This is a genomic window from Pseudomonas sp. Pseu.R1, assembly GCF_045764065.1.
Lineage (GTDB): Bacteria > Pseudomonadota > Gammaproteobacteria > Pseudomonadales > Pseudomonadaceae > Aquipseudomonas.
This window is the reverse complement of record NZ_JBJGEE020000001.1, coordinates 3,387,225-3,413,178: the sequence shown is the minus strand read 5'-3', so window position 1 is coordinate 3,413,178 and position 25,954 is coordinate 3,387,225. Positions and strand designations below refer to the sequence as shown.

Annotated in this window: 24 protein-coding genes; 7 read left to right on the top strand and 17 right to left on the bottom strand. The window is 58.9% G+C overall.

Annotated features, from left to right (window positions below; translation table 11 throughout):
- Nucleotides 1–104: 104 nt before the first annotated feature.
- Both ACI5GA_RS15785 and algB read right to left on the bottom strand, forming a co-directional pair.
- The gene (locus ACI5GA_RS15785; protein ID WP_421423347.1) at nucleotides 105–1,892 is read right to left on the bottom strand and encodes a KinB sensor domain-containing domain; all 1,788 of its coding nucleotides are present in this window, start codon (nucleotides 1,890–1,892) and stop codon (nucleotides 105–107) included.
- Nucleotides 1,893–1,902: 10 nt separating this feature from the next.
- The gene (gene algB, locus ACI5GA_RS15780; protein WP_404639537.1) at nucleotides 1,903–3,249 is read right to left on the bottom strand and encodes a sigma-54-dependent response regulator transcription factor AlgB; all 1,347 of its coding nucleotides are present in this window, start codon (nucleotides 3,247–3,249) and stop codon (nucleotides 1,903–1,905) included.
- Nucleotides 3,250–3,515: 266 nt separating this feature from the next.
- Here algB and ACI5GA_RS15775 point away from each other — a divergent pair, with 266 nt between their 5' ends.
- The 6 genes from ACI5GA_RS15775 to ACI5GA_RS15750 all read left to right on the top strand — a co-directional run bounded on the left by ACI5GA_RS15775 (nucleotide 3,516) and on the right by ACI5GA_RS15750 (nucleotide 9,203).
- A complete protein-coding gene (locus ACI5GA_RS15775) occupies nucleotides 3,516–4,370 on the top strand; it encodes a BON domain-containing protein (RefSeq protein WP_421423345.1) in 855 nt (284 codons plus the stop codon).
- A gap of 336 nt (nucleotides 4,371–4,706) precedes the next feature.
- Nucleotides 4,707–4,991 (top strand): hypothetical protein, encoded by a 285-nt coding sequence (locus ACI5GA_RS15770; protein WP_421423343.1) that lies wholly within the window; start codon nucleotides 4,707–4,709, stop codon nucleotides 4,989–4,991.
- A 90-nt stretch (nucleotides 4,992–5,081) separates the two neighbouring features.
- Nucleotides 5,082–5,246 (top strand): DUF1328 domain-containing protein, encoded by a 165-nt coding sequence (locus ACI5GA_RS15765; protein ID WP_025257796.1) that lies wholly within the window; start codon nucleotides 5,082–5,084, stop codon nucleotides 5,244–5,246.
- Between the two features lie 5 nt (nucleotides 5,247–5,251).
- Nucleotides 5,252–5,719 (top strand): inhibitor of vertebrate lysozyme family protein, encoded by a 468-nt coding sequence (locus tag ACI5GA_RS15760; protein WP_421423340.1) that lies wholly within the window; start codon nucleotides 5,252–5,254, stop codon nucleotides 5,717–5,719.
- Nucleotides 5,720–6,363: 644 nt separating this feature from the next.
- Nucleotides 6,364–7,695, top strand: coding sequence for a glutamate/aspartate:proton symporter GltP (gene gltP / locus ACI5GA_RS15755; RefSeq protein ID WP_421423338.1), 1,332 nt, complete (start codon nucleotides 6,364–6,366; stop codon nucleotides 7,693–7,695).
- Between the two features lie 269 nt (nucleotides 7,696–7,964).
- The gene (locus ACI5GA_RS15750) at nucleotides 7,965–9,203 is read left to right on the top strand and encodes a nucleoside recognition domain-containing protein (protein ID WP_404639547.1); all 1,239 of its coding nucleotides are present in this window, start codon (nucleotides 7,965–7,967) and stop codon (nucleotides 9,201–9,203) included.
- Here ACI5GA_RS15750 and ACI5GA_RS15745 read toward each other — a convergent pair.
- From ACI5GA_RS15745 to ACI5GA_RS15705, 9 genes are all read right to left on the bottom strand, one after another.
- Complete coding sequence (locus tag ACI5GA_RS15745) at nucleotides 9,176–9,814, bottom strand: ABC-type transport auxiliary lipoprotein family protein (protein ID WP_404639549.1); 639 nt, start codon at nucleotides 9,812–9,814, stop codon at nucleotides 9,176–9,178. The two genes, ACI5GA_RS15750 and ACI5GA_RS15745, sit on opposite strands and share 28 nt — an antisense overlap.
- Nucleotides 9,811–10,749 (bottom strand): MlaD family protein, encoded by a 939-nt coding sequence (locus tag ACI5GA_RS15740; protein ID WP_404639597.1) that lies wholly within the window; start codon nucleotides 10,747–10,749, stop codon nucleotides 9,811–9,813. Before ACI5GA_RS15740 ends, ACI5GA_RS15745 begins: the two co-directional genes overlap by 4 nt.
- On the bottom strand, nucleotides 10,749–11,555 hold the full coding sequence (locus tag ACI5GA_RS15735; protein WP_421423335.1) for an ABC transporter ATP-binding protein: 807 nt from the start codon (nucleotides 11,553–11,555) through the stop codon (nucleotides 10,749–10,751). Before ACI5GA_RS15735 ends, ACI5GA_RS15740 begins: the two co-directional genes overlap by 1 nt.
- Nucleotides 11,552–12,721: an ABC transporter permease gene (locus ACI5GA_RS15730; protein WP_404639553.1), complete on the bottom strand. Its 1,170-nt coding sequence runs from the start codon at nucleotides 12,719–12,721 to the stop codon at nucleotides 11,552–11,554. Before ACI5GA_RS15730 ends, ACI5GA_RS15735 begins: the two co-directional genes overlap by 4 nt.
- Nucleotides 12,722–12,731: 10 nt before the next feature.
- Nucleotides 12,732–13,907 carry a DUF5924 family protein gene (locus ACI5GA_RS15725; RefSeq protein WP_421423332.1) on the bottom strand — a complete coding sequence of 392 codons (1,176 nt, stop codon included), beginning with the start codon at nucleotides 13,905–13,907 and terminating at the stop codon, nucleotides 12,732–12,734.
- Between the two features lie 139 nt (nucleotides 13,908–14,046).
- Entirely contained in the window at nucleotides 14,047–15,429 is a 1,383-nt protein-coding gene (locus ACI5GA_RS15720) for a M16 family metallopeptidase (protein ID WP_421423330.1), read from the bottom strand.
- A 67-nt stretch (nucleotides 15,430–15,496) separates the two neighbouring features.
- The gene (locus ACI5GA_RS15715; RefSeq protein ID WP_404639559.1) at nucleotides 15,497–17,140 is read right to left on the bottom strand and encodes a Na/Pi cotransporter family protein; all 1,644 of its coding nucleotides are present in this window, start codon (nucleotides 17,138–17,140) and stop codon (nucleotides 15,497–15,499) included.
- A gap of 336 nt (nucleotides 17,141–17,476) precedes the next feature.
- Nucleotides 17,477–18,244, bottom strand: a complete 768-nt coding sequence (locus ACI5GA_RS15710; protein ID WP_404639561.1) for a TerC family protein — start codon at nucleotides 18,242–18,244, stop codon at nucleotides 17,477–17,479.
- Between the two features lie 67 nt (nucleotides 18,245–18,311).
- The gene (locus ACI5GA_RS15705) at nucleotides 18,312–19,619 is read right to left on the bottom strand and encodes a CitMHS family transporter (protein WP_404639563.1); all 1,308 of its coding nucleotides are present in this window, start codon (nucleotides 19,617–19,619) and stop codon (nucleotides 18,312–18,314) included.
- Nucleotides 19,620–19,947: 328 nt separating this feature from the next.
- Here ACI5GA_RS15705 and ACI5GA_RS15700 point away from each other — a divergent pair, with 328 nt between their 5' ends.
- The gene (locus ACI5GA_RS15700; protein WP_421423327.1) at nucleotides 19,948–20,349 is read left to right on the top strand and encodes a GFA family protein; all 402 of its coding nucleotides are present in this window, start codon (nucleotides 19,948–19,950) and stop codon (nucleotides 20,347–20,349) included.
- 52 nt (nucleotides 20,350–20,401) lie between these two features.
- On the opposite strand, the gene ACI5GA_RS15695 is transcribed toward ACI5GA_RS15700, so the two are convergent.
- The 6 genes from ACI5GA_RS15695 to ACI5GA_RS15670 all read right to left on the bottom strand — a co-directional run bounded on the left by ACI5GA_RS15695 (nucleotide 20,402) and on the right by ACI5GA_RS15670 (nucleotide 25,939).
- Nucleotides 20,402–22,363, bottom strand: coding sequence for a DUF4105 domain-containing protein (locus ACI5GA_RS15695; protein WP_421423325.1), 1,962 nt, complete (start codon nucleotides 22,361–22,363; stop codon nucleotides 20,402–20,404).
- The gene (locus tag ACI5GA_RS15690) at nucleotides 22,360–22,680 is read right to left on the bottom strand and encodes a DUF2388 domain-containing protein (RefSeq protein ID WP_404639567.1); all 321 of its coding nucleotides are present in this window, start codon (nucleotides 22,678–22,680) and stop codon (nucleotides 22,360–22,362) included. Before ACI5GA_RS15690 ends, ACI5GA_RS15695 begins: the two co-directional genes overlap by 4 nt.
- Before the next feature lie 37 nt (nucleotides 22,681–22,717).
- On the bottom strand, nucleotides 22,718–23,023 hold the full coding sequence (locus tag ACI5GA_RS15685) for a DUF2388 domain-containing protein (protein ID WP_421423324.1): 306 nt from the start codon (nucleotides 23,021–23,023) through the stop codon (nucleotides 22,718–22,720).
- A 106-nt stretch (nucleotides 23,024–23,129) separates the two neighbouring features.
- Nucleotides 23,130–23,447 (bottom strand): DUF2388 domain-containing protein, encoded by a 318-nt coding sequence (locus ACI5GA_RS15680; protein WP_404639571.1) that lies wholly within the window; start codon nucleotides 23,445–23,447, stop codon nucleotides 23,130–23,132.
- A 463-nt stretch (nucleotides 23,448–23,910) separates the two neighbouring features.
- Nucleotides 23,911–24,126, bottom strand: a complete 216-nt coding sequence (locus ACI5GA_RS15675) for a DUF1127 domain-containing protein (RefSeq protein WP_404639573.1) — start codon at nucleotides 24,124–24,126, stop codon at nucleotides 23,911–23,913.
- Between the two features lie 319 nt (nucleotides 24,127–24,445).
- Nucleotides 24,446–25,939, bottom strand: a complete 1,494-nt coding sequence (locus tag ACI5GA_RS15670; RefSeq protein ID WP_404639575.1) for an acetyl-CoA hydrolase/transferase family protein — start codon at nucleotides 25,937–25,939, stop codon at nucleotides 24,446–24,448.
- Nucleotides 25,940–25,954: the final 15 nt, after the last annotated feature.

Here is a 25,954-nt window from a genome sequence, read left to right as displayed (position 1 = left end):
ATTGTTTGCAGGCACACCGCTTCGCCAGCAAGCCGGCCCACAATGCGGGGTATCGATCACGGTGCGTTTGCCTGACATTGACGCCAAATGCGGAACATAGGTAGTTACAACGGCAACGCCATATAAAACTGTGTCCCCTGCCCGGGGCGTGAGTACACGCCCATCCGCCCGCCGTGCAACTGCACGATCTCCTTGCAGAGCGCCAGCCCAAGGCCCGCGCCGCCTTTCTTGCGTCCGACTTGCACAAACGGTTCGAAAATCCGGGCTTGCTGGCCGTAGGCGATACCTTCGCCGTTGTCTTCGACACTGATGATCAAGCGCTCGCCATGGCGTCTGGCCTGCAACCGAATCAGTCCGGATTGCGGTGTATGGCGCAGCGCGTTATCCAGCAGGTTATCCAGCACACGCTCCAGTTGCGCCTTGTCCGCCTGTAAGCGTGGCAGCGGCTCTTGCATGTCCAGTTGCACCATCACGTCCTGTTCCAGCGCCGTATCCGCAAAGCGCTGGCGAGCCTCAGTGAGCAGCTCGCTGACATCACACGGCGCGAGCGTCAGTTTTTGCAGGCCGTTCTGGTAGCGCGAGAAGTTCAGCAAGTCGTTGATCAGCTGCATCAAGCGCTGCATCTCTTCATTCACGGTGTCCAGCAGATCGGTTTCGCGAGAGTCCGGGGCAAAGTGCACGCGCTCCCGCAGCAAGCCGAATGCCATATGCATGCCGGTGACCGGTGTACGCAGCTCATGGGAGGCGCGCAGAACGAATTCGCTGCGTACGCGTTCAAAGGCGCGCTGCTCGGTCACATCATGCAACACCATGACTGCGCCGAGGATATGGCCTTTGGTGTGGCTGACCGGTGTGAGGCTATAGGTCAGCAGGCGGGTTTCACCATCTATTTCAATCGACAGGTCTTCCGGCGCCCGCTCCAGGGTGCCGCCGCGCAGGACCAAATACAGTTGCTCGTCCAGTTCCGGTCGTTGCAAAGCCTCGCCCAGACCTTGCCCTAGCCGCCCCTCTTCCCATCCCAGCTGCCTTTGCGCTACCGGGTTCAAGTGTTCCAGTCGCCCTTGCCGGTCAATCATCAACAGGCCGTCGTCAATACTGTCGAGCACCGCTTGTAGCCGTTGCTGCCCCGCCAGCAACTCGTCTACGTTGGTGACCTGATGCTGACGCAAAGCCTCAGCCATGATCCCGAACCGTCGAGTCAATTGGTTCATTTCCGCGGCCGACGATATAGGCAGCGTTACCTCGAAATTACCCTGCCCGATTTTGTCCGCTGCCGTGGCCAGCGCCTCGATGGGCGCGCCAAAGCGTCGTGCGATGCCATGGGCGGTGATGAAGCCGATGGCCAGCACCGCCAGACCCACCAACCCCAATAGCGCTGCCACCCATAATGCACGGGTGCGTGACGCACTTTCCGCTTGGCTGATATTTTCCAGCGCCTGCCGATGAGCATCGAGCAGCCCGTTGCGCAACGCATTGAAGGCGTCAGTGACGGCCTTGTCATCACTCATCGCGTTCTCGGCGTCATTGGCGTCTTGCAACGCTTTCAGAAACTGCGCGTAATCCTGGCGCGCCTTCTCGAAGCTGCTGTGGGCGTTCGTCTGCTGATCGTGGTCGATTCCCTGATCCAGCAGGACCTGAAACTGAGCCTGATATTGGTGCAGCAGGGCTTCGTCCGGCTTGTCCTTGAGCAGCATCACCAATTGGTCGCCCAGGTTCTGACGAAGTTTGAGGCCTATATCCAGCGTTAGGAAGTTTTGCCGAACCAGGTCTTCCTGAGACTTGGCCATCTGCATGACGCTGACCAAGCCCAGCAAAAGCCCCAGCAACGCGACGGTGATCAGCGCAGAAATGCTGAGGAACAGTCGCGTGCGCAACTTCATCGTGAACTTCATGGGCGATCGGTCACAGATTGTACTGTTTGCGTTTGCGGTACAGCGTCGACGCGTCGATCCCCAGCGTTCGCGCGGCCTGATCCAGTGTATCGCTGGTCGCCAGCACGGCGCCGATGTGGGCTTTTTCCAGCTCGTCCAAGCTCAACGGCGCGCCAATCCGGGGTGCATTGTTGGTCGGCTGATCGCCCATGCCCAAGTGGCTGACTTCGACTTTTTCTTGCGGGCAGATAATGCTTGCCCGTTCGATCACGTTGCGCAGTTCGCGGATATTGCCTGGCCAGCGATAGTTGATCAGTGCACTGCGCGCATCGTCACTGAAGCCCCGCGCCGGGCGGCCATAATCCTTGACGAAGCGCGCCAGGAAACGATCAGCCAGTGTCAGGATGTCTTCACCCCGCTCGCGCAACGGCGGCAGGTGCAACGTGATGACGTTCAGGCGATACAGCAAGTCTTCACGGAAACGCCCTTCGCGCACCATGTCTTCCAGGTTCAGATTGGTGGCTGCCAGAATTCGCACGTCAGCGCGGCGGGTCACGGGATCGCCGACGCGCTCATACTCCTTGTCCTGAATGAAACGCAGCAGCTTGGGCTGCAAAGTCAGTGGGAAATCGCCGATTTCATCGAGGAACAATGTACCGCCGTCTGCCTGATTTACCCGGCCAAGAGTGCTCTCACTGGCCCCCGTGAACGCGCCACGGCTGTGGCCGAACAATTCGCTTTCCATCAGTTCGGCGGTCAACGACGGACAGTTGATGGTGACACAGGCCTTTTTCGCCCGTTTGCTCCAGCCGTGAATAGCACGAGCCAGCTCGCCCTTACCGGTCCCTGACTCGCCGAGGATCAGGATGTTGGCGTCGGTGTTGGCCACCTGACGGGCGGTTTCCAGAATCGCCATCATCGATGGACTGTGAGAGTCCAGACCGTCCTTCGGCTTGCGCACCTCACCTTCTAGCGCTTCGAGGCGGGCGGACAACTGACGCACTTCCAACTGTTTGGCGGTCGCCAAGCGCAATTGATCCGGGCTGCACGGCTTGACCAGATAATCCGCCGCACCGGCCTGAATCGCATCGACGGCGGTGTCCACGGCTGAGTGCGCGGTCACGATCACCACCCGCATCCAAGGCGCTTGAATGCGCATTTGCGCCAATACGTCGAGACCGTTGTCTTCGCCCAGACGCAGGTCCAGAAAGCACACGTCGAACACTTGACGTTGCAACAGCGCCTCAGCCTGCGCCGCGCTGTTGGCGGTGGCGACGCTGTAACCCTCATCTTCCAGACAATAGCGGAAGGTGCGAAGGATGGCGGATTCATCATCCACAAGCAGAATACGGCCCTGATTCTCAGTGGCTGCTTCCATTTTTCCTACGCTCCTAAGTGAATTGTCTTGGTTAGTCCCGGAAAGATCGGGCAAGTTGCATGGTTCATTCTGATTGATTCAGCGCGCTGGATGGTAGCGATCTGCCAAAAAATCAAACATTTCGCTGATCTACGGCCTTCTGCGTCGAAAAACTGTCTGGCGAATGAGACTGGAGCTGTCGTTTGCGATGCCGCAGGCCAATAGAACGTCTGGGAGAATGCCAAGTCTCTTCAGTAGTCACCTTTGTCACTGTCTGGAGATTCGTCATGCACCCGCTGAAGAACGTCGCCCTGATCATTGCCACCACCAGCCTGCTGGGAATGACCCCTGCCATTGCCCAGGCCGCTCAAGGCGACCTGCAAACGCAATTGGCTCAAGCGCGTCAGGAAGGCTCGATCTGGACGGCGTTTGCGCTCAACCGCCACCTCAGCCCATTCACCATCGGCGTGAACGTCGAACAGGGCACTGCGACCTTGACGGGCAAGGTGGAAAATCAGGTCGACAAGGACTTGGCCACGCAAATCGCAGGTGACACCCAAGGCATCAACAAGGTTGACAACCAGTTGCAGATTGACCCGCAGGTCGCCGCCGAGCCGGGTACCAAGGCCAACATGGCGCAGCGTTTCGATGATGCGACGCTGGTCGCGACGATCAAATCCAAGCTGTTGTGGAACAGCGTGACCGAGGGCTTGAACATCGAGGTTTCGGCGGCGCAAGGCGTTGTGACGCTCAAGGGACAGGCCAGGGACGCCGACGCCAAGCAGCTTGCAGGGAGCCTGGCGAGCAACACCGATGGTGTGACCGAAGTGAACAACCTGATCAGCCTCAGCGCACGCGACACCCAGACCATCAAGGAGCAGAGCGAGGCCCAGGCCAACAGCGTGCGTGAAGAGTTCAGCGACGCGTGGATTACCAGCAAGGTCAAATCCAGTCTTATTTATAGCCGTACCTTGGATGGTCTGAACATCAAGGTCGAGACCAAGGCTGGAGTGGTGAGTCTGGACGGTGTGGTGGCCAATTACGCCGAGAAAGAGCTGGCGGTGGAAATCGCTCGCAATATTCGTGGGGTCAAGGGTGTGGATGCGGACACCTTGCGCGTGACGGCGCGCAGTGCGGGGTAACCAATCCCAAATTCTATGTTGCAGGGTCGAGCGCTTTCGCCAGCAAGCCGGCTCCCACAGGTTTAGCGTTGAAGATGAGATTTCGATTCGGCGCGGTACTTGTGGGAGCCGGCTTGCTGGCGAATGCGGATGACAGGTCATGATCCAGGTCGTGCAATTCGCACGACGCCAAGTGTTCAATCGTGCAGCTTGCTTGTAAGACGCTTCCTGATAAATCACTCAAGTTATTGATTAATAAAGATTTTATTGATCAAAAAAAGCTGGCACACGGGCTGCAATATCTTCGGTAACTAAGGTCTTTATTACTGGCCGACAAGATTATCCGGAGCTCTTTGAATGAACACTCAACGTCTAGCCGCCCTGCGTATCTCCCCACTGCATTTGCAGCAGGGCCTGTTCGCCAGCCTGGCGTTGATGATCACCCTGATCGTTGTTCAACAGTTCGCGCACTGGACGCAAAAACAGGAAATGTCCTCGATCCATCCGATCTACATCCACAGCGCACCTTTGGCCAAGGCCAGTGCGCTCAAGGCCACGGATGTCGGGATGAACACGCAATCGGTTGAAGGCGCGGCGGCTGCCATCGAAGAAGCGTCGCGCCAGCAGAGTTGGGTTTTCTGACCCCAAAGGTGGCAGAAGCACAACCTACGTCGAGGGCCGAGCCGGACACCTCGCGGCAGTTAGAAATTAAAAACAGTAAGGAGAATCACCATGTTGAGCTGGGCTATCACATTTCTGATCATCGCCATCGTCGCAGCGGTACTGGGCTTCGGTGGTATCGCAGGCACCGCCACGGGTATCGCCAAGATTCTCTTTATTGTGTTCCTGGTGATGTTCGTCGTGTCGTTCTTCTTTGGCCGTCGCGGTCGGGGCTGACCATCATGGCTGGCAAGCATTTCCATGCACTGACGCTGGCGCTTTTGACAAGCGCCAGCGCCACAGCCATGGCCGCCAACGACGGGCAGGCGCGGGTTAATGAATTGCTAAGTTCAGACCCTGAATACCGTCAGACCTGGTCGGGCGTTGTGAAGAAAGAGGAACGTTTGCCCGATTGGGTGATCAATCTGTCCGGTACGTCGGATCAGATGAATGCGGTGACCGAGGACGGTGACAAATACCTGGTAGGGCCTCTCTGCGAAACCCAGGACACGTGCATCAATAAACGGCTCATCGTGGCGTTCAGTCTGGACAAGTCGCACGCCTACGCCATGTTGGTTGAGGTCCCTGCGGGGCTTCCCGCCGACAAGTCGCCGACACGGCACGCGGATTATCGTTTCCTTGGCAAGCCTGATGAGGGAATGCAAGGCCTGCTGAGGGAGCAGTTGAAGAAAGATCCGAACTGGTACTGATTCAGATGAAGGAAGACCGAAAGCGTGGGGTCTTCCCGAACGTCGCGCAACCCGAGGAAGGTCTGCGCGTGACCAAGGGGCCGGGACGTTATGACCAATGGAGTGGTCGCAGCGACCTAAGTGCACAGGGAGTGCTCTCATACGTGGGCCGGGTCAGGAAGCCGCAACGCAAGTCCATCGTTGGATTGGCCGCCAGGCTGTCATCTGATCGTGGGCTTGCGACGCGCAAAACTTGGCGACCGTATATCGCGAAAATTTTCCTTCCCCATGACGTTTCTGCCGTATGTGACTCATTTGTCACTTGCGTCATCTGAATGTCCCTTCACTGCGCTACAGGCGACGATTTAGCCACTTCCCAGCATAAATTTGCTCATCGCAACGGCCTCATTTTGAGGCGAAATTACCTAAGTCTTTGATTTGACTCATACCGATTCGGCATGAGGTAGGCATTTACGGCATTAGACGTTGGCAGTCTTGATGGGAATAGTTGCGCCCTTTTTCCGCCTGCCGAGAGCTTGGACGCTCGTTTGCAGAGACCTTCTGGACAGATCCAAGGGCACCCGCCCCTCGCTATTGCTTCACAAGAGCAATCGCTGAGTGCGTCGGTGAGAACTGTCCATGCCAACTACAACAAAGGTAATGACATGAAGAAGGCAAAACTGAGCCTCGCCTGGCAGATCCTGATCGGTTTGGTGCTGGGTATCACCCTGGGCGCCGTCCTCAACCACTTCAGCGCCGAGAAGGCCTGGTGGATCAGCAACATTCTGCAACCTGCGGGCGACATCTTCATTCGTCTGATCAAGATGATCGTCATCCCGATTGTGATCTCGTCGCTGGTCGTCGGTATTGCAGGTGTGGGGGATGCGAAGAAACTGGGCCGTATTGGCCTGAAGACCATCATCTACTTCGAAATCGTCACCACGATTGCCATCGTTGTCGGCCTGCTGCTGGCCAATGTGTTCCATCCGGGCACCGGCATCGACATGAGCACGCTGGGCACCGTGGACATCTCGCAATATGAGAAAACCACTGCCGAAGTGCAGCACGATCACGCGTTCATCGCGACGATCCTCAACCTGATTCCGTCGAACATCTTCGCAGCCGTTGCCCGTGGCGACATGCTGCCGATCATCTTCTTCTCGGTGTTTTTCGGTCTGGGCCTGTCCAGCCTGAACGCCGAAGTGCGTGAGCCGCTGGTCAAGGTGTTCCAGGGCGTATCGGAAACCATGTTCAAGGTCACCCACATGATCATGAACTACGCGCCGATTGGTGTTTTCGCGCTGATCGCCGTCACCGTCGCCAACTTCGGCTTCGCCTCGCTGCTGCCACTGGCCAAGCTGGTGATCCTGGTTTACGTCGCCATCGCCTTCTTTGCGTTCGTGGTGCTGGGCCTGGTGGCGCGCTTGTTCGGCTTCTCAGTCATCAAGCTGATGCGCATCTTCAAGGATGAGCTGGTGCTGGCCTACTCCACTGCCAGCTCCGAAACCGTGCTGCCGCGCGTGATCGAGAAGATGGAAGCCTACGGCGCGCCGAAAGCCATCAGCAGCTTCGTGGTGCCGACGGGCTACTCGTTCAACCTTGATGGTTCGACCCTGTACCAGAGCATCGCGGCGCTGTTCATCGCGCAGTTGTATGGCATCGATCTGTCCATCGGCCAGCAAGTGATGCTGGTGTTGACCCTGATGGTCACCTCCAAAGGCATCGCTGGTGTGCCGGGCGTTTCCTTCGTGGTACTGCTGGCGACATTGGGCAGCGTGGGCATTCCGCTGGAAGGCCTGGCGTTCATTGCCGGTGTCGATCGCATCATGGACATGGCGCGCACCGCCCTGAACGTGATCGGCAACGCCCTGGCCGTGCTGGTCATCGCCCGTTGGGAAGGCATGTACGACGAGGCCAAAGGCGAGCGTTACTGGAATTCGCTGCCGCACTGGCGCAGCAAGGAATCGGTGCCAGCGGTTCAATCGACGGTTGATTGATTGCGGCATCGCTTGAACACAAACCCCGGCCTGTCCGGGGTTTGTTGTTTTGGGAGAACTCAGGGTCTGCGCCATACCCCTGTGGGAGCCGGCTTGCTGGCGAAAGCAGTGTGTCAGCCATGGATGAACTGACTGATCCACCGCATTCGCCAGCAAGCCGGCTCCCACAATGAGCAATCCATGCCCTCAGGGGATCACCAATACAGCCAAGGGTTTGTTGTTTCGCCCTCCGCCGCTATCATCCGCGCATCGTGTGAGGGGGTTTTCTGATGCTCAATGGCCTGTGGCTTGGTTTTTTCGTGGTCGCGGCGGTTTCCGCGCTGGCGCAGTGGCTGGTGGGTGGCAACGCCGGGATTTTCGCGGCCATGGTCGAGAGTATCTTTGCGATGGCCAAGCTGTCGGTGGAGGTGATGGTGCTGCTGTTCGGCACCCTGACCCTGTGGTTGGGCTTTCTGAACATCGCGGAAAAGGCCGGGATCGTCGATTGGCTCGGCAAAGTCCTCGCACCGCTGTTTCATCGCCTGATGCCGGAAGTCCCGCGCGGCCATCCGGCATTGGGGCTGATCACCCTCAACTTCGCCGCTAACGCCCTCGGTCTGGACAACGCTGCCACGCCCATCGGCCTGAAGGCCATGCGCTCGTTGCAAGAATTGAACCCCAGCCAGACCGTTGCCAGTAACGCGCAGATCCTGTTTCTGGTGCTCAACGCCTCCTCGCTGACCCTGCTGCCGGTGACCATCTTCATGTACCGCGCCCAGCAAGGCGCGGTCGACCCGACCATGGTGTTCCTGCCGATCCTGTTGGCGACCAGCGCCTCGACCCTGGTGGGCCTTCTGTCGGTAGCGTTCATGCAGCGCCTGCGGTTGTGGGATCCGGTGGTACTCGCTTACCTCGTTCCCGGCGCGCTGCTGCTGGGCGGCTTCATGGCGATGCTCGCCGGGCTGTCGGCCACTGCGCTGGCAAGCCTGTCCTCGGTGCTGGGCAACGTCACTCTGTTCGGCATCATCATGCTGTTTCTGATGGTGGGCGCGCTGCGTAAGGTCAAGGTGTACGAAACCTTCGTCGAAGGCGCGAAAGAAGGCTTCGACGTGGCGAAGAATCTGCTGCCGTATCTGGTGGCGATGCTTTGCGCGGTTGGCGTGTTGCGAGCTTCGGGGGCGCTGGATCTGCTTCTGGAAGGGATTCGCCACGCGATTCAGTGGATGGGGCTGGACACCCGTTTTGTCGATGCTCTGCCCACAGCGCTGGTCAAGCCGTTCTCTGGCAGTGCCGCCCGGGCAATGTTGATCGAAACAATGAAGACCCAAGGCGTCGACAGCTTCCCTGCCCTCGTGGCCGCGACGATTCAAGGCAGCACCGAAACCACTTTCTATGTGTTGGCGGTGTATTTCGGCGCCGTGGGCATTCAGCGCGCGCGCCATGCGGTGGGTTGCGCGCTGCTGGCTGAGTTGTCTGGTGTGATCGCCGCAATTTTTGTCTGCTACTGGTTCTTCGGCTCAGCGGTGTAATGCCGCTGGCCTTGCTCCAGCGTCCATTGCAGCACTTGGGCGGTCAGCGTGTCGCTGGCCTGCCCGAAGCTTCCTACAACCGCCGAGACTTGTTTATCAGCCACCGGCTGGTGGACTTCGAAACGACGGCTGGCGATGATCCGCTGACGTTCATCCGCCAGCCGTGCATCCAGGCGAATCACCACTTCAATGGCTTGCCCTTTGTATTCGCTCTGAAACGCCTGCAACTCCCCGCTCAGCTCGAAATCCGCCTGCAAATTGCTGTCATCGGTGCTGATGGACTGCACTCGACCATCACGATAGAACCCGTCGGTCAGCCGATTGCGCAACAGCACGGGCGCCGGGTCGCTCCAGCGCGCGCCTTTATAACTGCTGATCACGTCACCTTGTGGGATGACCGCGATGCGCGAGCTGTCGAGGGTTTCACTGGCTTTGGGCCGCGCCACGCGCAGCGACCATGGCACAGGTGTCGCGGCCTTGGTGGCGGTCGAGGCCGTTGGCAGGCGGTAGACGTCCAGCGGCTCCGACTTGGGCAAAATCGAACAGGCCGCCATGGACGCCAGCGCGCCTGCCAGCAACAACCGAGTGAAGAAAAAACGGGCAAGCCTCATGGCTCGAACTCCTTGTTCTTGTCGCTACCTAGCAGGTAGCCGCTGGGGTTAGCGTTCAGGCTGCGGGAAATGGTCTTGAGCGAGGCCAGCGTTTCCCGCAATTCGCGAATCGCCGGGCCGAGTTCGTTCAGGCCTTGCAAGCCGCCATCGACCGATTCCTTATTGGCCTTGATCAGCCGGTTGATGGTGTCCGTGCTTTCTTGCAGCGACACCATCGCTGCCTGGCCGGTGGCGATGGCCTGCTTACCGTCGACCGTGAACAGCACGTTAGCGTTGCGCATCGCGGTGGAGGTTTGATCCAGTGTCGCACTGGCCTGTTTGCTCAGTGCCAGCAGGTTTTTGAGCGTCTGGCGGATGTCTTCGCGTTGATCGGTGATCACCGCCGTGGTTTGTTCCAGATGCGCCATGGTGTTGCTCAGCGCTTGCACGTTCTTGGACGACAACAGCTCGTTGGCGTTGTGCAGCAGCGTATTGATCCCGGTGAGCAGGTCGTTGCTGTCATTGAGCAAGCGCGAAATCGGTGAGGGTGAGGCAATGATCTCTGGTAGCTTGCCGTCATCACCCTTGAGGGGTTCGCTTTGAGGCGTGCCGCCACTGAGCTGAATGATCGAAGTGCCCGTGATCCCGGCCAGGGCGAGTTTGGCGAAGGTGTCGCGTTTGATCGGGGTTTCTCCGGCGACGCGAATCTGCGCCAGCACGCGGCGAGGGTCCTGCGGGTCGAGGCGCAGGTTGACCACATCACCGACCTTGATGCCGTTGTACTGCACAGGGCTGCCACGGGACAGGCCGGTCACGGCCTCGTTGAACACGACCTGATAATCCTTGAACGCGGTGTCGACGCTGGACTTGGCCAGCCATAAACCGAACAGTAGCGCGGCGGCGACCACGATCACCGTGAACAGGCCAATCAAGACGTGATGGGCGCGGGTTTCCATCATGAGACCTCGTGAGGGTGGGTGGCCGCAGCATAGGCCGAACGGCCTCGAGGGCCATGAAAGTATTCGTGAATCCAGTCGTCCTTGAAGGCCGACACCTTGTCGATGCTGTCGGCCACCAGCACGCGCTTTTGTGCGAGCACGGCGACCCGGTCAGTGATGGTGTAAAGGGTGTCCAGGTCGTGGGTGACCATGAACACGCTCAGGCCCAGCGCGTCGCGCAGGGTCAGGATCAACTGATCGAACGCGCCAGCGCCAATCGGGTCGAGGCCCGCTGTGGGTTCGTCGAGGAACAGAATGTCCGGGTCCAGCGCCAAAGCGCGAGCGAGGGCCGCCCGTTTGATCATGCCCCCCGACAGCGACGCCGGGTATTTGTGGGCGGCCGACAGCGGCAATCCGGACAGGGCCATTTTGATCCCGGCCAGATGCTCGGCCTCTTCGCGGCTCAACCCGGCGTGTTCGATCAGCGGCAGCGCGACGTTCTCGGTGATGGTCAGCGACGAAAACAACGCGCCTTTCTGAAACAGCACGCCGAAACGTCGTTCAACCTGCGAACGCTCTTTGTACGGCAGATTCAGCAAGTCCTTACCAAGCACCTGAACGTGACCTTCAGCGGGTTGCTGCAATCCGACAATGCTGCGCATCAGCACTGACTTGCCGCTGCCCGAGCCGCCGACCACGGCGAGGATTTCCCCGCGATAAAGGTCCAGATCAAGGTTTTGATGCACCACCTGCGGGCCAAAGCGGTTGCACAGGCCTCGCACCTGAATCACCGCTTCGCTGGGATTAACGCAACGTCGGGTCACCAGCCCATCTCCATGAAGAACATCGCGGCCACTGCATCCAGCACAATGACCACGAAAATCGACTGCACCACGGCGGAGGTGGTGTGAGCGCCCACCGATTCGGCGCTGCCCTCCACCTTGAAGCCTTCCAGGCAACCGATCGCGGCAATAAAGAAGGCGAAGATCGGCGCTTTGACGATCCCCACCAGGAAATGCTGCACGCCGATGTCGGCCTGCATCAGCGACAGAAACATCGCAGGCGAGATGTCGAGCGACAGCGCGCAGACCACGCCCCCACCGACGATGCCGCAGAGCATGGCCAGAAACGTCAGCATCGGCAGTGAGATGAGCAGCGCCAGCACGCGGGGCAGCACCAGCATTTCGGTAGGACTCAGTCCCAATGTGCGCAGGGCATCGAGTTCTTCATTGGCTTTCATCGAGCCGATTTGCGCCGTGAAGGCGCTGGCAGTGCGGCCCGCGAGGAGGATTGCTGTCAGTAGTACGGCAAACTCGCGTAGAAACGAAAAGCCGATCAGATCGACCGTAAAGATCGTCGCGCCAAAGGCCTTGAGCACCGTGGCTCCGAGAAACGCCACAACCGCGCCGACCATGAAGGTCAGCAGCGCGACGATGGGCGCAGCGTCCAGTCCGATCTGTTCGATGTGAGCGATGACCGACGTAGTGCGCCAGCGCTTGGGGCGAACCATCGTGGTGACGAAGCTTTGCAGGATCAGCCCGATGAAACCCAGCAGCTGCAGGGTGTCTTTCCAGACCACTTCAACCGCCGATCCGATCCGAGCCAGCAACTGCGTGCCAACGGCGACTTCGGGATCTTTCATGGGCTGGCAGTAATCGCACAGCGCACTTTGAATGGTTTGCATCAGCGCGCGGCTGGATTCCGGCAGGTTGGGCGCCTGCACCGCCAACAATCTCAGGCGCTGAACGCCCAGCAGTTCAACCAACAATGAGGCCCCCGCAGTGTCCAGCGCACCCAGATCGCTCATGTCCACTTGCGTGGCCGGACTGAAGCCGTCGCTCAATGCATCGGTTTGGCGCTTGAGTTCGTGGTAGTGGGCGAGCGTCCAGTCTCCGGTAATCCACATCTGAGTGGGATTGGTCGAAGTGTCCAGTCGGACGCTGCCGCATGCCTTGGGCGATGGGTGGGCGAGGCTGATCGATGGGGTCATAGCGACGAGCTTAGTTGGTTTTAGCCGGGTCGGAATCGCTCGATGATGGCGTATCGTCATCGGCCTTGTCAGCACCTGAATCGGATGAGCCAAGATCGTCTGCCCCAGGCTTGAGACCGGCAGGCTTGATCTTCTTGCGAGTCACCGCAGGCTGGTCGGTATCCGTCACTTCAAAGCGCAATACGCCGATCATCTGGCCATCCTCTGTCAGCACCCGCACCTGCCAATTGCCGAGCACATCCGGCGGAAAGTTCTGTTTGTGTGTCCACGCGCGGTAGCCTTCCTTGCGTCCGCCATGGATGTCTAGAGCAATTCGATCGACTTCTTCGCCGTTGTGGCGCCAAACGTGATAAATCCGCTCATCCAGGCCACGGGGGGCGTTGATCGAGGTGTAGGCGTACAGCCCGCTGCTGCGCAGTTGATTGACGCCGATCTCCTGAATGCTCTCGCCGGGGGTGCGGTTCTGGTTGTCGAACTGGGTGCTGACAGCAACCTCGGTCATCCACAACGTCGCGGGCGGCACCCATGAACGTAGCAGCCACCCCGCGCCACCGATGGCGGCGACCAGGATCGCCAGCCCTACTCCGCGTTTGAAGCTGTTGATCGGGAAGCTGGATGCCAGACTTGGAATCGACAGCAGCATCGCGGTGCCCAGCGCCAGTTTGTAACTTTCAGCGGTGGTCAGGTGAAGGATGATCGGCAACGCCGTGAGCATGGCGGCAAACAGCGTCAACGTGTGCAACGCCAGGAACAGCCAACGGCGCGGCGCCAGCCATTTGTAGTACAGCGGATCGATGATCGAAATCAGCCCCGCCACCGCCAGCATGCCTGTGAAGGCCAGTTGTCCACTGTTCCAGGTGGTGGTGATCGAGAAGAACGGCAGCACGAAAAACAGACTTTCCTGATGGATCATCTGCGTGGCGTAGCGCAGTAGCGGTTGCGGAATCTCGCGTTTGAAGAGCTTGGCGATGAGGGCAACAGCGCTGTTCTCGACCATCAGCCACAACCAACTGACCAGCAGTACCACCGCAATCCAGCTCGCAGGCCGGGCCTGACGGTCCACCAGAATGAAACTGGCCACCCCCGAGCAAAACCCGAACAGCGCGATCAGCCCCGGGTAGCGTTTCATGAACTCCAGCACGCGCTGGACGAGGGAGTTCTGGATGAGGGCGTTGAGGTCCGGCATTTCGGTGGTCACTTGGGCTGTAGGAAAAAACCTGCGCAGGATAGCAATACGGCTTTAGCAACGGTCGACAGTTTCAGATGCGACGCGACCATTGTGGGAGCCAGCAATTCGGCTCCCACAAAATCAAATACAACTCGCGTCAGGCTGGTCGTTTTTTGTACACCCGCCAGCGCCAGACGATCAGTAACACCATCAACGCACCCAACGCCAGACCGATCTCATACAGCTCGTCATAGCTGAGCAACGGTTCCTCAATCCGCAGATACCCGGGTTGGGTCAGCATCTGGCGCAGCGCACGGTTCGCCAGATCCAGACTCACCGCCTTGGTACGCTTGCCCGGATCTTCAAACCGACCGTCCTCATAGTCGTTCAACGCGCCCCAGTAATAGTCGGCCAGCGCACTGTTGCCCTGCACCGCCCACGCCTGTTTGGCAATCGAGGCCTGCTGCAAACGAGCAAACGTCGCCGGGTCCATGCCCTCTTTGCGCAACTGCTCCAGCATGGCGCGAACAGAGCTGACCGCGCTTTCGACGTCATCACGGTCCAGATCGGCATTCAGGCTCATGAAACCGGTGTCGCCAAAGGCCTCGCGATCTACCCACGGGCCGTAGGAGTAACCTTTGTCCAGACGCAACTCGCTGTACAGCGCCCAATCCAGATAGGCCTTGACCAGATCCCAGGTTTCATCGTGTTGCTCACCCATGTCCGGCTCGGTGAAGAACAGGTGCAGCTTCGCGCCGTCCCCGAGCGTCCCGCGCACCAGCGTGCGTTCCGGCTCGGCTTTCTCGCTGGCGGTGGCAAGAGGTGGATGCTCGGTAGGGTCAACGCCGTTGAGTTGGCCAAAGGTGCGCTCCAGGTAGGCAGGCAGCAGTTTGTCGAGATCGCCGACGATGATCAGCGTCATGTTGTTCGACGCGTACCAGTTGTCATGCAGGGTTTCGACCTGCTCCAGCGTCAGATGGTCAACCTCCGAACGTTCGGCGCATTTGAGACCCATCTCCACCGCCAGTTGGCTGCTGGCGCTGTGGCCAAGGTCACGTTTGTCGAGCCAACGCTGCAAGTGGGAGTAATGCCCGCCATCTTCACGTTCAACGATACGTTTGGCAGTGTCGAGATTGGCCTGATTGATTTGTGTGTGAGTCAGTACGTTGAGCAGCAGGTCCAGCACTTTGCGCTGGTTCTGCGCCGGGGCCTCGATCACGAACGTCGTGTCAGTGTTGCTGGTGAAGGCGTTCCATTCCCCGCCCAGCGCCTGCATCTGCTGCTCCAGCCCGCCTTCACCGGAGTCGTCGATGCCGCTGAACAGCAAATGCTCCAGCAGATGCGGCAGCTCCTTGTCCGCGCAGGGGAAGTCGTCGAAGCCGACGCCCACCACCAGGCGAATCGACACATGACCTTTTTCCGCGGGCTTGAGCAGCAGCTGCAAGCCGTTGGGCAATACATAGCCCTCCACTTGAAAGCGGTCGAGGGCCATCGAGGAAAAGGAGGTCAAAAACAGAACAGCGAACAGCAGGCAACGCATAAAAACGGGCTTCCTTGCGGGCCGGTATGTGTAACAGACTGCTCCCTGGTCCGGGCGTTCACCCCGATTATTCTGGCTGGCTCTCGCTGGACAAGGCCCCGGTGTCAGAGGTTTCAAGAACGGCATAGGCGCTGCTGCAGAACAATGAATTCAGTCGTTTCATGTCGGCGATCAGCTCAAGGTGCAACGAACTGGTCTCGATACTCTGCACGATCTTACGTTGCAGTCTGCTGACATGGGCATGGGCCAGACGCCGCTCCTGTGCCCGGAAGCGACGTTTTTCACGCAACAACTGGCGTGCACTTTCCGGGTCGCCACTGAGGAACACTGAAAGCCCCAGGCGCAGGTTGGCCATCAGTTGCTCGTGCAGGCCGGAAAGCTCTTCCAGACCCACATCGGAAAACGACCGGCGTTGCGACGTCTTTTGCTGCTGGACCTTGCGCAGCATACGCTCGATCAGGCCGCTGGCCAGTTCCAGGTTGATCGACAGCTCGATGATTTCCGCCCAGCGCCGGTTGTCCTGATCGCTCAAGTCTTCGCGGGGCATCTGCGCCAGATACAGTTTGATGGCGTTATACAGCACCTCGATGTCATCGTTCAGGCGCCGGACTTCCTGCGTGACCGACGTCTGATTCCCGCGCAGCACTTCCTGCATCGCATTGAGCATGCTGTCGATCAGGTCCCCCATGCGCAGGGTTTCACGTACGGCGTTGGCCAGCGCCAGACTTGGCGTCGACAGCGCTGCGAGGTCCAGATGGCGGGGTTTGGTCTGGCCATTGACCTCTGCCGCCTGAGGCAAAATCGAGGCACACAGCCGCCCCATCGGACCGACGGTGGGCAGCATGATCAGGCAGCGCAGCGAGTTGTAGATCACATGAAAACTGATCACCAGGCTCGACGGGCTGACGTTAAGGGTGTCCATCCAGTGCACCAGTGGGGTCAGCACCGGAATGATCAGCAGCAGGCCGATCAGTTTGTAGAGCAGGCTGCCCAGTGCGACCTGACGCCCGGCGACGTTCTGCATGCTGGTGCTGAGAAAGGCCAGCAGGCCGCTGCCGATGTTGGCGCCGATCACCAGGCCGATGGCCACTGGCAAACTGATGATCTCCGCACCCGCCAGCGTGGCGGTCAGCAGCACGGCGGCAAGGCTGGAGTAGGAAATCAGCGCGAACATCGCACCGACCAGGGCGTCGAGCAGGATATCGCCGGTCAGCGAGGCGAATAGCACTTTTACCCCGGCGGCTTGTGTGATCGGCGCAGCAGCGGTGACGATCAGTTGCAGCGCCAGAATGATCAGCCCGAGGCCGATCCCGACACGCCCCAATTGACCAACGCGAGTCTGTTTGCGCGACAGAAAGAAAATGACGCCGAGGAAGATCAGCAGCGGTGACAGCCACGACAGGTCGAACGTCAGAATCCGCGACATGACCGCCGTACCCACGTCGGCGCCGAGCATGATCGCCAGCGCAGGGGTGAGGCCCATCAGGTTCTGGCCGACGAACGAAGTCACCAGCATCGCGGTGGCGTTGCTGCTCTGCACCAGCGCGGTGACGAGAATCCCGGCGATGAACGCCAGCGGACGTTTGGACATGTTCTGGCTCAGCACGCGGCGTAGCTGCGAGCCGTAGACGCGCAAAATGCCGGTCCGAACGATGTGCGTGCCCCAGATCAAAAGCGCGACGGCAGAAAGCAAATCGAGCAGGGTCAGCATACGGAAAGCCCCCTGTAGGTTGCCCAATGGGCAAAAAGTGAAAGTACAGCGTGTAGCGAGCGACAGCGCTTGGGCGGTGCCTTGATTAGCATGCTCAACTAAAGCTTTAGTCGGCCCGAGGCCTTATTGCCAGCATGGCACAGACGATTATTTCTTGAAACAAATCTGTAACAAATCAGCCATTTGGCTTAGGTGCCGGTTTCTCTGTAGCAGTCTGGCCTGCGGTGAGAGTTTCAGCATCGCTGCCCCCAGCAAGCCGGGCTGCATCGGGCCGCGAATAAAAAAACGGGGCATTTCACAATGCCCCGCTCTCATTCAGTCACACAGCATCGGAGCTTATTGACCCGGAACGTCCTTGCGAAGTTTCACCGGGTCCTTCAATGCCTTCTTCCTGGCGATGGCCGTGCGCATCTTGATGTTGATGGCTTCCACCGCCAGGGAGAATGCCATGGCGAAGTACACATAGCCTTTAGGCACATGCACGTCGAACGATTCAGCGATCAGCACTGTACCCACCACGATCAGAAACGACAGTGCGAGCATCTTCAGTGAGGGATGCTTGTCGATGAACTCACTGATCACGCCCGAGCACAGCATCATCACCAGCACCGCGACGATGATTGCTGCAACCATCACCGGCACATGGGACACCATGCCGACAGCGGTAATAACCGAATCCAGCGAGAACACGATGTCGATGATCGCGATCTGCACGATGGTGTACAGGAACTGGCCGCCCTTACCTTTTGGCTCTTCGAGTTCTTCTTCCTCGCCTTCCAGCCCGTGGTAGATCTCCTGAGAGCTTTTCCACAGCAGGAACAGGCCGCCGAAGAACAGGATCAGGTCACGCCCTGAAATGCCCTGGCCGAAGACGACGAACAGGTCGTCGGTCAGGCGCATGACCCAGGTGATCGACAGCAACAGCAGGATCCGTGTGACCATCGCCAGCGCCAGACCGAAGATCCGCGTGCGCGGTTGCATCGCCTTGGGCATGCGGCTGACCAGGATCGAGATCATGATGATGTTGTCGATGCCGAGCACGATTTCCAGTGCTGTCAGCGTGAAGAAAGCAACCCAGATCTCAGGGTTGGTCAGCCATTCCATTACAGATTCCTTTGTGCGTGTTATGCCCCCACTGATGCGTGGGTATGAGCGGGGGCGTTATGTGTCGTTATAGACTGCTGAAGACCGGGAAGATCCCCATCAGCAGGGCAGCTATCAGGATGCAGACGCACACCAGCACGGCCCATTTCAGGGTAAAGCGCTGATGGTCGCCGAATTCGATACCAGCCAATGCCACCAACAGGTAGGTCGACGGGACCAATGGACTCAACAGGTGCACTGGCTGACCGACGATCGAGGCGCGGGCCATTTCCACCGGGCTGATGCCGTAATGCGACGCGGCTTCGGACAGCACCGGCAAGACGCCATAGTAGAACGCATCGTTGGACATGAAAAACGTGAAGGGCATGCTGACGATGGCGGTGATGACGGCCAGATACGGACCCATCGCGTCGGGGATCACGGCCAGCAGGCTCTTGGACATCGCGTCGACCATGCCGGTGCCAGACAGGATGCCGGTGAAAATCCCCGCCGCGAAAATCAGACCCACCACGGCCAGCACGCTCCCGGCATGGGCAGCGACGCGATCTTTCTGGGCTTGCAGACAAGGGTAGTTGACGATCATCGCGATACTGAAGGCGATCATGAACAGCACCGGCAGCGGCAACAGGCCCATGATCAGCGCGACCATCAGTGCCGCCGTCAGCGCGGCGTTGAACCAGATCAGCTTGGGACGACGAGCTTCCGGGAATTGCGAGACGCTGATTTCGCTGTGATCCACTTCATCGCCCGGCAAATGCAGCTCGCCCAGACGCGCACGCTCGCGTTTGCCATAGAAATAGGCAATCACCAGAATCGCCACCACACCGGCCAGCATTGCCGGAATCATGGGGACGAAGATGTCCGACGGATCGACATGCAGCGCACTGGCTGCGCGGGCAGTCGGGCCGCCCCATGGCGTCATGTTCATCACTCCGCCCGCCAGAATGATCAGGCCCGCCATGATGCGCGGACTCATGCCCAGACGGCTGTACAGCGGCAGCATTGCGGCCACACAGATCATGTAAGTGGTTGCGCCGTCACCGTCCAGCGAAACGACCAAGGCCAGTACGGCGGTGCCGACCGACACCTTCACCGGGTCGCCTTTGACCAGCTTGAGGATCTTGCGCACGGCCGGGTCGAACAGGCCAGAGTCGATCATCAGGGCAAAGTAGAGAATGGCGAACATCAGCATCACGCCCGTGGGCGCAAGCTTGGTGATACCGGCGAGCATCATAGGACCGATGCCCGAAGCGAAGCCGCCGAACAGAGCGAATACGATCGGCACGATGATCAGGGCGATCAGCGCAGACAAGCGCTTGCTCATGATCAGGTACATGAAAGCGACGACCATGGCGAAGCCGAGGAAGGTCAACATAGGGAAATACTCCAGGCGTTACGCGACGTGAAAACGGACGAGATGAAGCAATCAGCTCAGAACGAGCGGCGCGTGGAGTCGGGGAGCGAGCGAGAGGTACAGCGGAGCACTGGAAAGCATCAGAATCACCAAAATTGTTGTTGTAGATGGGCCGGACGGCATCAGCGCGTGTGTCCTGGCCTGGTCGGTCTGTCGCCGACGGTGAGGGAATGCTAATCGGCTTAGCTTTCAGCCAGCTTTCGTGACCGTTCCGCCAGTCAATGTTTAAAAAGATGAAGAAAACCGGGACGTGGGCAGTCAGAGCTTAAAGATCAACGGGAGAACGACGATGGGTGAACTGCATACCGGTGGATGCCACTGTGGCCATTTGCGCTATCAGCTCGACGCGCCGCTGCGCGACATCGCTCACTGCCACTGCTCGATTTGTCGGCGTACATCGGGCGGTCTCGTGGTGACCTGGATAACGTTGCCATTGGAGGCGTTCAGGTGGTTGGCGGGCAGCCCGGCTGCATACGACTCCGGTCCGACCTGTGTGCGATTCTTCTGCAACAACTGCGGGGCGCAGGTCGCGTTGTTCAGCCGCAACAGCCCCGAGACGATGGACGTGACCATCGCAACCCTTGACCACCCCGAACTGGCCCCCGCCGACCGGCACATCTGGACTGAAAGCCGCTTGCCGTGGCTGCATCTGGATGAGCATTTGCCCGAAGAGCGGGAAGAGACTCTCTAGATCGGGGGCGTCGACAGTCATAGTCAGAATTCAAAGCGAGTGGGCGTAAGGCTTAAGGCAACTCCAACCCACCCGCCGCCTTGTGCAGCGCGCGTAAATGCTCCCCCACTTGCTTGAGATTGTCTTCGGTCGCCGCGATTTCCGCCGCCCGATCCGGCTCCAGCAGTGCCCTCACCTCTTTATCGAGGTCACCGCTCAAACGCGCCAACTGTTTCTGTCGCTGGCTGCTCTCGGCCTCAAGTCGACCCCACTCGCCTTCCTGCGGTAATCCATACCCGCCGCTACCGAGCAACTCAGCCGGGCGACTGAGGAAGCCGCTGTTGGCCAGGATGTCCTGCAAGGTGCCAGTGGCCTGGGATACGCGGTTGTCCTTCTTCTCCACTGCACTCAGATAGCGTTGCTTGACCTCGTCCTGCGCCAGCAACAATTGGCGCCGCATGCTGGCCTGTTCCAGCAACAACAATGCCGCGCTGGCCCTCAAATCCGCCTTGGCGAAATAGGGTTGCCGCTCTTTCGCAGGCAGCGCGAGCCAGTCCTCGACAGACTTCTCTTTCACGTCAGTGCTTTTGCGCAGCACATCGAACATCGCCTGATAGCGGTCCCGGTACGAGTCGAAGCGATAGCCGAGACGCAAGGCCCGCTTCGGATCGTCCAGTACGCTCGTGTCCGCCAGCCCCCTGCCCTTGAGCACTTCCAGCAAGCCGTTGGGCAAGATGCTGTCCAGCCCAACCAGTCGAGGGTCGTTGGTGCCACTGCGTAACAGTTTCAGGTTCTCCACCGCGCAGTTGTTGGACAGAAACCAGTAATTGCCGTCGTACGCCCAGTGCATCTCGGCGGCGTGTTGTACCAGCCCGTCGATCTCTTGTCGGGACAACTTCAATGGCACTGAAGCCAGGCTACGCAGCTCGGTTTTGGTGTATTCGTCGATCACTTGCCCCAGCGGCAGTACGAACAGCCGGGACGGATAAGCCCCGGTCAGGCCGCTCCAACTGGACAATTGCAGGTCATTGACGAAGGCGCGGTAAGACAGCACCAGGTGTTGATCCAGATCCAGTCGACAATCTGGCCCACGGGGGCGACCCGGCTTACAGATCACCAGACGCAGCATGCTGTGGCCCCAGCGACTCACCAGATTCTGATTGGCCTCGGCCAGCAAATAGTCGACTTCATACACACGCTCCGGGTCGAGTTTGCCCAGCGGCTCGCGCGCGAAGTCGTTACCAGCATTGAGGTAGGGATAAGACGTCGGACAGTCATTTTTCGCAGCAGGCGCCCAGTTGAACTGTTGTTTGTAGTAGTCGTAGAGCGCGGGGCGACGGCAGGCGTAGGCCGGGTCTAGCAGGAAATACTCCATGTTGACCGCGACGAACTCCAGCGGACTGGTGATCTCGTAAATGTCAGGGCTGCGGGCGACTTGCCCGTTGCGCTCTTCACGCTCCCCTCGCCGCCCGACGTATTGCGGCCAGCCTGCGAGGTCCAGCAGGCGCGGGTCATCGCTCAACGTGAAGCGTCGGTCGGTTTGCCCCCGGCAACTGTCACGCAGGCCAATCTTGCCCATGCTGTTGCCCTGCCGGGTGCAGGCGATGATCTGCTTGCGTTCTTCCGGCGACCAAAGCTGGGCGTGATCGTAGATATGGGTTAGTTCGTGCAGCACGGTCGCGAGCATTTCTTCGCGCACGGTGCCGTGAGGCCGATTGGTTTTGGTCGTGGCTGCGCTGCCGTCGGTCAAACCCGCCAGCAGGCGTTGATTCAGGTCCAGGCGATAAGGCCCGTCGGCGCGTCCATAGGCGTTGGACGGCATGTCGTCGGTCCAGTGGACGTCGACTTTTCGATCCAGTTTGCTGATGAACATGGGCGGCAAATGCGCCATGGCTTCATCGAGCAACGTCTGGCTGGCTTTCTGTTGTGCAGCATCAAGCCCGTCGGTGTAGAGCGACAGGCTCAGATCGGCGAAGGCGCTCGTGCAGATCAGCGAGAGCGCCGACGCCAGCAGCCAGACGGCTACGCGCCTCACAGTGCGAGGATGGCTTCGGCCAGATCCTGATCACTGGCGTTACGGGCTTCCGGCAGACGCTCGCGCAACGTGGCGAATGCGGCATCCAGACGGGCGCCGTGGATATCACCGTTGCTGGCGACGTAGCTGGCGGCGTCGTCTTGCGCTTCCACGACCATTTTCCAGTTACGCACTGACGAGGTGGTGTCGGAGGAGAAATCAACGCTGCGCCCGAATGCGCGAACAACGATGTTACTGGTGGCTTTCAGGGTTTGCGCGTGCGCAACATCGGTCAGCAACAGCAGGCCGAGGGCAGCGGCAATCAGCGGGGTACGCATGGAACGGCTCCAGAAATACAAGAGATGCAAAAAGTGACTATTGGACGAGGATTGCCTGCGCCAGTTCAAGGTCGCTGGCATGAAGTTTTGGCGTGGTTTGGCGCAGATACATCAACGCCGACTCCAATTGTGCTCCTCGCAGTTGGCCATCAGTGGCAATGAACGCTGCAGCATCATCCTGGGCGGCAAGTATCAGTTTGTTCTCGAAAGGCCCGGTCGTCACCTGGCTGGTGGCGTAACCGCTTTTGATCAGGCTTTGTGTGGTTGTGTCGAACGCTTGAGCCTGTGAAACGCACATCAGGCTGGCAGTCGCTGCAATCAACAGGCGAGTCAATGAATGCATGAGTCTTCGGTAGTGATAAAACGAATCGCAAGGCTAGCGCAAATGCCCCGGCCAGAGCCAGTGAAGGTGTCGGGGCATGCCGTGCAAAAGCTGTCGCGTTGCTGAATCAGATCGCCAGAATCGCTTGAGCCAATTGTGCGTCGGTGGCGTTCAGGCCTGGGCTGACTTCACGGATGTGCTGGAACGCGCCTTCCAGATGCACACCACGTATATCGCCATTGCTGGCCACGAAGCTGGCAGCGTCGTCGCGGGCGGCGAGTACGATCTTGTCGTCATGGAATGAAGAGGAAATCTTCGAAGTGGCGTTGGAGGAAGCGTCCAGCGCACGAACCAGCGTGTCGGTAGTGACCACGAAGCTCGAAGCCTGAGCTCCGGTAGCGGCAATCAAAAGCGCAGTTGCGCTAAGCAGGCGAAGCCGAGACATAGATGAACTCCAAAAAAGGTAGATCTGGAAAACCGCACACGCATAACGGACGAGGAGCAAAGCGGTCTCGCAGGCGATAGGGCAAAGGTGCCATAAGACTAGCGTAACAAGCCATTACGGACTATCAGGGCGATTTGCCAGCGGCCTGGAGTCCTTGAATATCAACGACTGTACTTGTTGTATTTTGTTTTTATTAAACTGTACCTAATGTGCGGTTTTGTGGGAGCCGCCTTGGTGGCGAAGGCGGTGTATCAGACAACATTGATGCAAGTGCCTTTACGCATTCACCAGAAAGCCAGCTCCCACAGACGCGAAACCAGTCAGCCCGGAACGTAACTAGGGCTTGCCCAGAAAATTCAGTCGCCACAAACGATAAAACCCGTCAGCAGTCACCTGCGACGGGTTTTATATGAATTCGGGTTGCTGGTGAGAGGCGCGTAGCCTGGGACCAGCAGACGCTGACTTAGCGCCAGAACGGCTTGCTCAGCTCTTCGTAACGCTGGGATTCGCTGATACCGGCGTCAGCCAGCAGACGAGCATCCAGACGAGCCAGTTGATGGCGGCTGGACAGACGACGCTGCCAGAGCATCAGGTTGGCGAACATACGCAGCGGCAGGGAGCCTTGAGCGGATTTTGCATTTTCTTCGACAAACAGTTCGGAACTTACGGTGCGTTCCATGGTGCTTCTTCCTTCCGCTTGTGGCGGGATTAGATAGTGACTTGATTGGTGACAATCTTCCTCTCGTTGCCCTCCTCTCTCCAGACACAGTTCACCTGAATTGTGCTGCTTCAGTTAACTGTGAGAGGTCACTGTTTTGTTCGTATTTGGGGCAACTGTACCGGTGAGCACCAATTTGATGCTTTTTGTGCGCTGAAATAGTGAAATCTGTGTTTTTAGGGCTAAAAACTACCGGTACAGCAGAACAGTTTTTGAAAATAATGTGTTCAGATGGAAGGCAGTGGCGACGAATGGTCGTCGCCACTTGCAAACTGTTTTCTCACACCGCCAGCATGCGACCGGTTTCTTCCAGGTTCAGGTGCCAACTGAGTGCATCGCGCAGCACGTGTGGCGTGTGTCCTCCGATGGCACATGCACGGCGGAAATAGTCATTCAGCGCGTCGCGGTAAGCGGGATGAACACAGTTATCGATGATTACGCGGGCGCGTTCGCGAGGCGCCAGGCCGCGCAAATCAGCCAGCCCTTGCTCGGTGACCAGAATGTCCACGTCGTGTTCTGTATGGTCCACGTGGCTGACCATCGGCACCACGCTGGAAATCGCGCCGCCTTTGGCAATGGACTTGGTAACGAAGATCGCAAGGTGCGCGTTGCGCGCGAAGTCTCCCGAGCCGCCAATGCCGTTCATCATCCGCGTGCCACCCACGTGGGTGGAGTTGACGTTGCCGTACAGGTCGAACTCGAGCGCCGTGTTGATACCGATGATGCCCAGGCGGCGCACGACTTCAGGGTGGTTTGAAATTTCCTGCGGACGCAATAACAGTTTGCTTTTGTACTGGTCGAGGTTGTCGTACACCGCGTTGTGCTTGCGTTCGGACAGCGTCATGGAGCAGCCCGATGCAAACACCATCTTCTCTGCCTCGAACAGGTCAAAGGTCGAGTCTTGCAGCACTTCGGAGTACATCACCAGATCGTGGAACGGTGAGTCGATCAGGCCTGTCATCACTGCGTTGGCGATGGTGCCCACGCCAGCCTGCAGCGGCATCAACTGGTTGGTCAGGCGGTTCTGGCGCACTTCGTTCTTCAGGAACTCCACCAGGTGGCCTGCGATGGCCTGCGTTTCAGCGTCGGCGGGCAGTACAGTTGAAGGTGAGTCGGTCTGGTCGCTGAAAACGATGCCGACGATCTTGGCCGGATCGATCTTAACCGCCTGGCTGCCGATTCGGCTGTCCGCCTTCAGTACCGGGATGGGTAGGCGCGTCGGACGGTACGTCGGGATATAGATGTCGTGCAGACCTTCAAGCTCAAGTGGCTGCGCGGTGTTGATTTCGACGATCACCTTTTCCGCCAGAATCGCGAAGCTCGCCGAGTTGCCCACCGATGTGGAGAGCACCAGATGGCCTTCCTCGGTAATGGCGACGCATTCAATGATGGCGATGTCCACGGGCTTGATCTGACGGTTGCGTAGTTGCTCCACGGTGTCGGACAAATGCTGGTCGATGAACATGACCGAGCCGTCGTTGATGGCCTTGCGCAAGGTGTTGTCGACTTGAAACGGCATGCGGCGGGACAGCACGCCTGCTTCAGTCAATTGCTTGTCCAGATCGTTGCCCAGGCTGGCGCCGGTCATCAGGCTGATCTTCAGCGGAGACGCCTTGGCGCGCTCGGCCAACGCCTTCGGAACAGCCTTGGCTTCGCCAGCGCGGGTAAAGCCGCTCATGCCGACAGTCATGCCATCTTTGATCAGGGATGCGGCATCGGCCGCGCTCATTACCTTGCTCATCAGCGAAGGCAGGCGGATACGTTCACGGTGCATGGTTTTTTTATCTCG

Excerpts from the sequence above, each read along its gene's own strand:
- ACI5GA_RS15720 (WP_421423330.1), bottom strand. The coding sequence starts at position 15,429 with ATGCGTTGCCTGCTGTTCGCTGTTCTGTTTTTGACCTCCTTTTCCTCG.
- algB (WP_404639537.1), bottom strand. The coding sequence starts at position 3,249 with ATGGAAGCAGCCACTGAGAATCAGGGCCGTATTCTGCTTGTGGATGAT.
- ACI5GA_RS15670 (WP_404639575.1), bottom strand. The coding sequence starts at position 25,939 with ATGCACCGTGAACGTATCCGCCTGCCTTCGCTGATGAGCAAGGTAATG.
- ACI5GA_RS15715 (WP_404639559.1), bottom strand. The coding sequence starts at position 17,140 with ATGCTGACCCTGCTCGATTTGCTTTCTGCCGTCGCGCTTTTGATCTGG.
- ACI5GA_RS15770 (WP_421423343.1), top strand. The coding sequence starts at position 4,707 with ATGAACACTCAACGTCTAGCCGCCCTGCGTATCTCCCCACTGCATTTG.
- ACI5GA_RS15765 (WP_025257796.1), top strand. The coding sequence starts at position 5,082 with ATGTTGAGCTGGGCTATCACATTTCTGATCATCGCCATCGTCGCAGCG.
- ACI5GA_RS15675 (WP_404639573.1), bottom strand. The coding sequence starts at position 24,126 with ATGGAACGCACCGTAAGTTCCGAACTGTTTGTCGAAGAAAATGCAAAA.
- ACI5GA_RS15785 (WP_421423347.1), bottom strand. The coding sequence starts at position 1,892 with ATGAAGTTCACGATGAAGTTGCGCACGCGACTGTTCCTCAGCATTTCT.
- ACI5GA_RS15750 (WP_404639547.1), top strand. The coding sequence starts at position 7,965 with ATGCTCAATGGCCTGTGGCTTGGTTTTTTCGTGGTCGCGGCGGTTTCC.
- ACI5GA_RS15690 (WP_404639567.1), bottom strand. The coding sequence starts at position 22,680 with ATGCGTACCCCGCTGATTGCCGCTGCCCTCGGCCTGCTGTTGCTGACC.
- ACI5GA_RS15705 (WP_404639563.1), bottom strand. The coding sequence starts at position 19,619 with ATGTTGACCTTCCTCGGCTTCGCCATGGTCGTCGCTTTCATGTACCTG.
- ACI5GA_RS15745 (WP_404639549.1), bottom strand. The coding sequence starts at position 9,814 with ATGAGGCTTGCCCGTTTTTTCTTCACTCGGTTGTTGCTGGCAGGCGCG.
- ACI5GA_RS15725 (WP_421423332.1), bottom strand. The coding sequence starts at position 13,907 with ATGCCGGACCTCAACGCCCTCATCCAGAACTCCCTCGTCCAGCGCGTG.
- ACI5GA_RS15680 (WP_404639571.1), bottom strand. The coding sequence starts at position 23,447 with ATGTCTCGGCTTCGCCTGCTTAGCGCAACTGCGCTTTTGATTGCCGCT.
- ACI5GA_RS15710 (WP_404639561.1), bottom strand. The coding sequence starts at position 18,244 with ATGGAATGGCTGACCAACCCTGAGATCTGGGTTGCTTTCTTCACGCTG.
- ACI5GA_RS15775 (WP_421423345.1), top strand. The coding sequence starts at position 3,516 with ATGCACCCGCTGAAGAACGTCGCCCTGATCATTGCCACCACCAGCCTG.
- ACI5GA_RS15760 (WP_421423340.1), top strand. The coding sequence starts at position 5,252 with ATGGCTGGCAAGCATTTCCATGCACTGACGCTGGCGCTTTTGACAAGC.
- gltP (WP_421423338.1), top strand. The coding sequence starts at position 6,364 with ATGAAGAAGGCAAAACTGAGCCTCGCCTGGCAGATCCTGATCGGTTTG.
- ACI5GA_RS15700 (WP_421423327.1), top strand. The coding sequence starts at position 19,948 with ATGGGTGAACTGCATACCGGTGGATGCCACTGTGGCCATTTGCGCTAT.
- ACI5GA_RS15685 (WP_421423324.1), bottom strand. The coding sequence starts at position 23,023 with ATGCATTCATTGACTCGCCTGTTGATTGCAGCGACTGCCAGCCTGATG.
- ACI5GA_RS15740 (WP_404639597.1), bottom strand. The coding sequence starts at position 10,749 with ATGGAAACCCGCGCCCATCACGTCTTGATTGGCCTGTTCACGGTGATC.
- ACI5GA_RS15730 (WP_404639553.1), bottom strand. The coding sequence starts at position 12,721 with ATGACCCCATCGATCAGCCTCGCCCACCCATCGCCCAAGGCATGCGGC.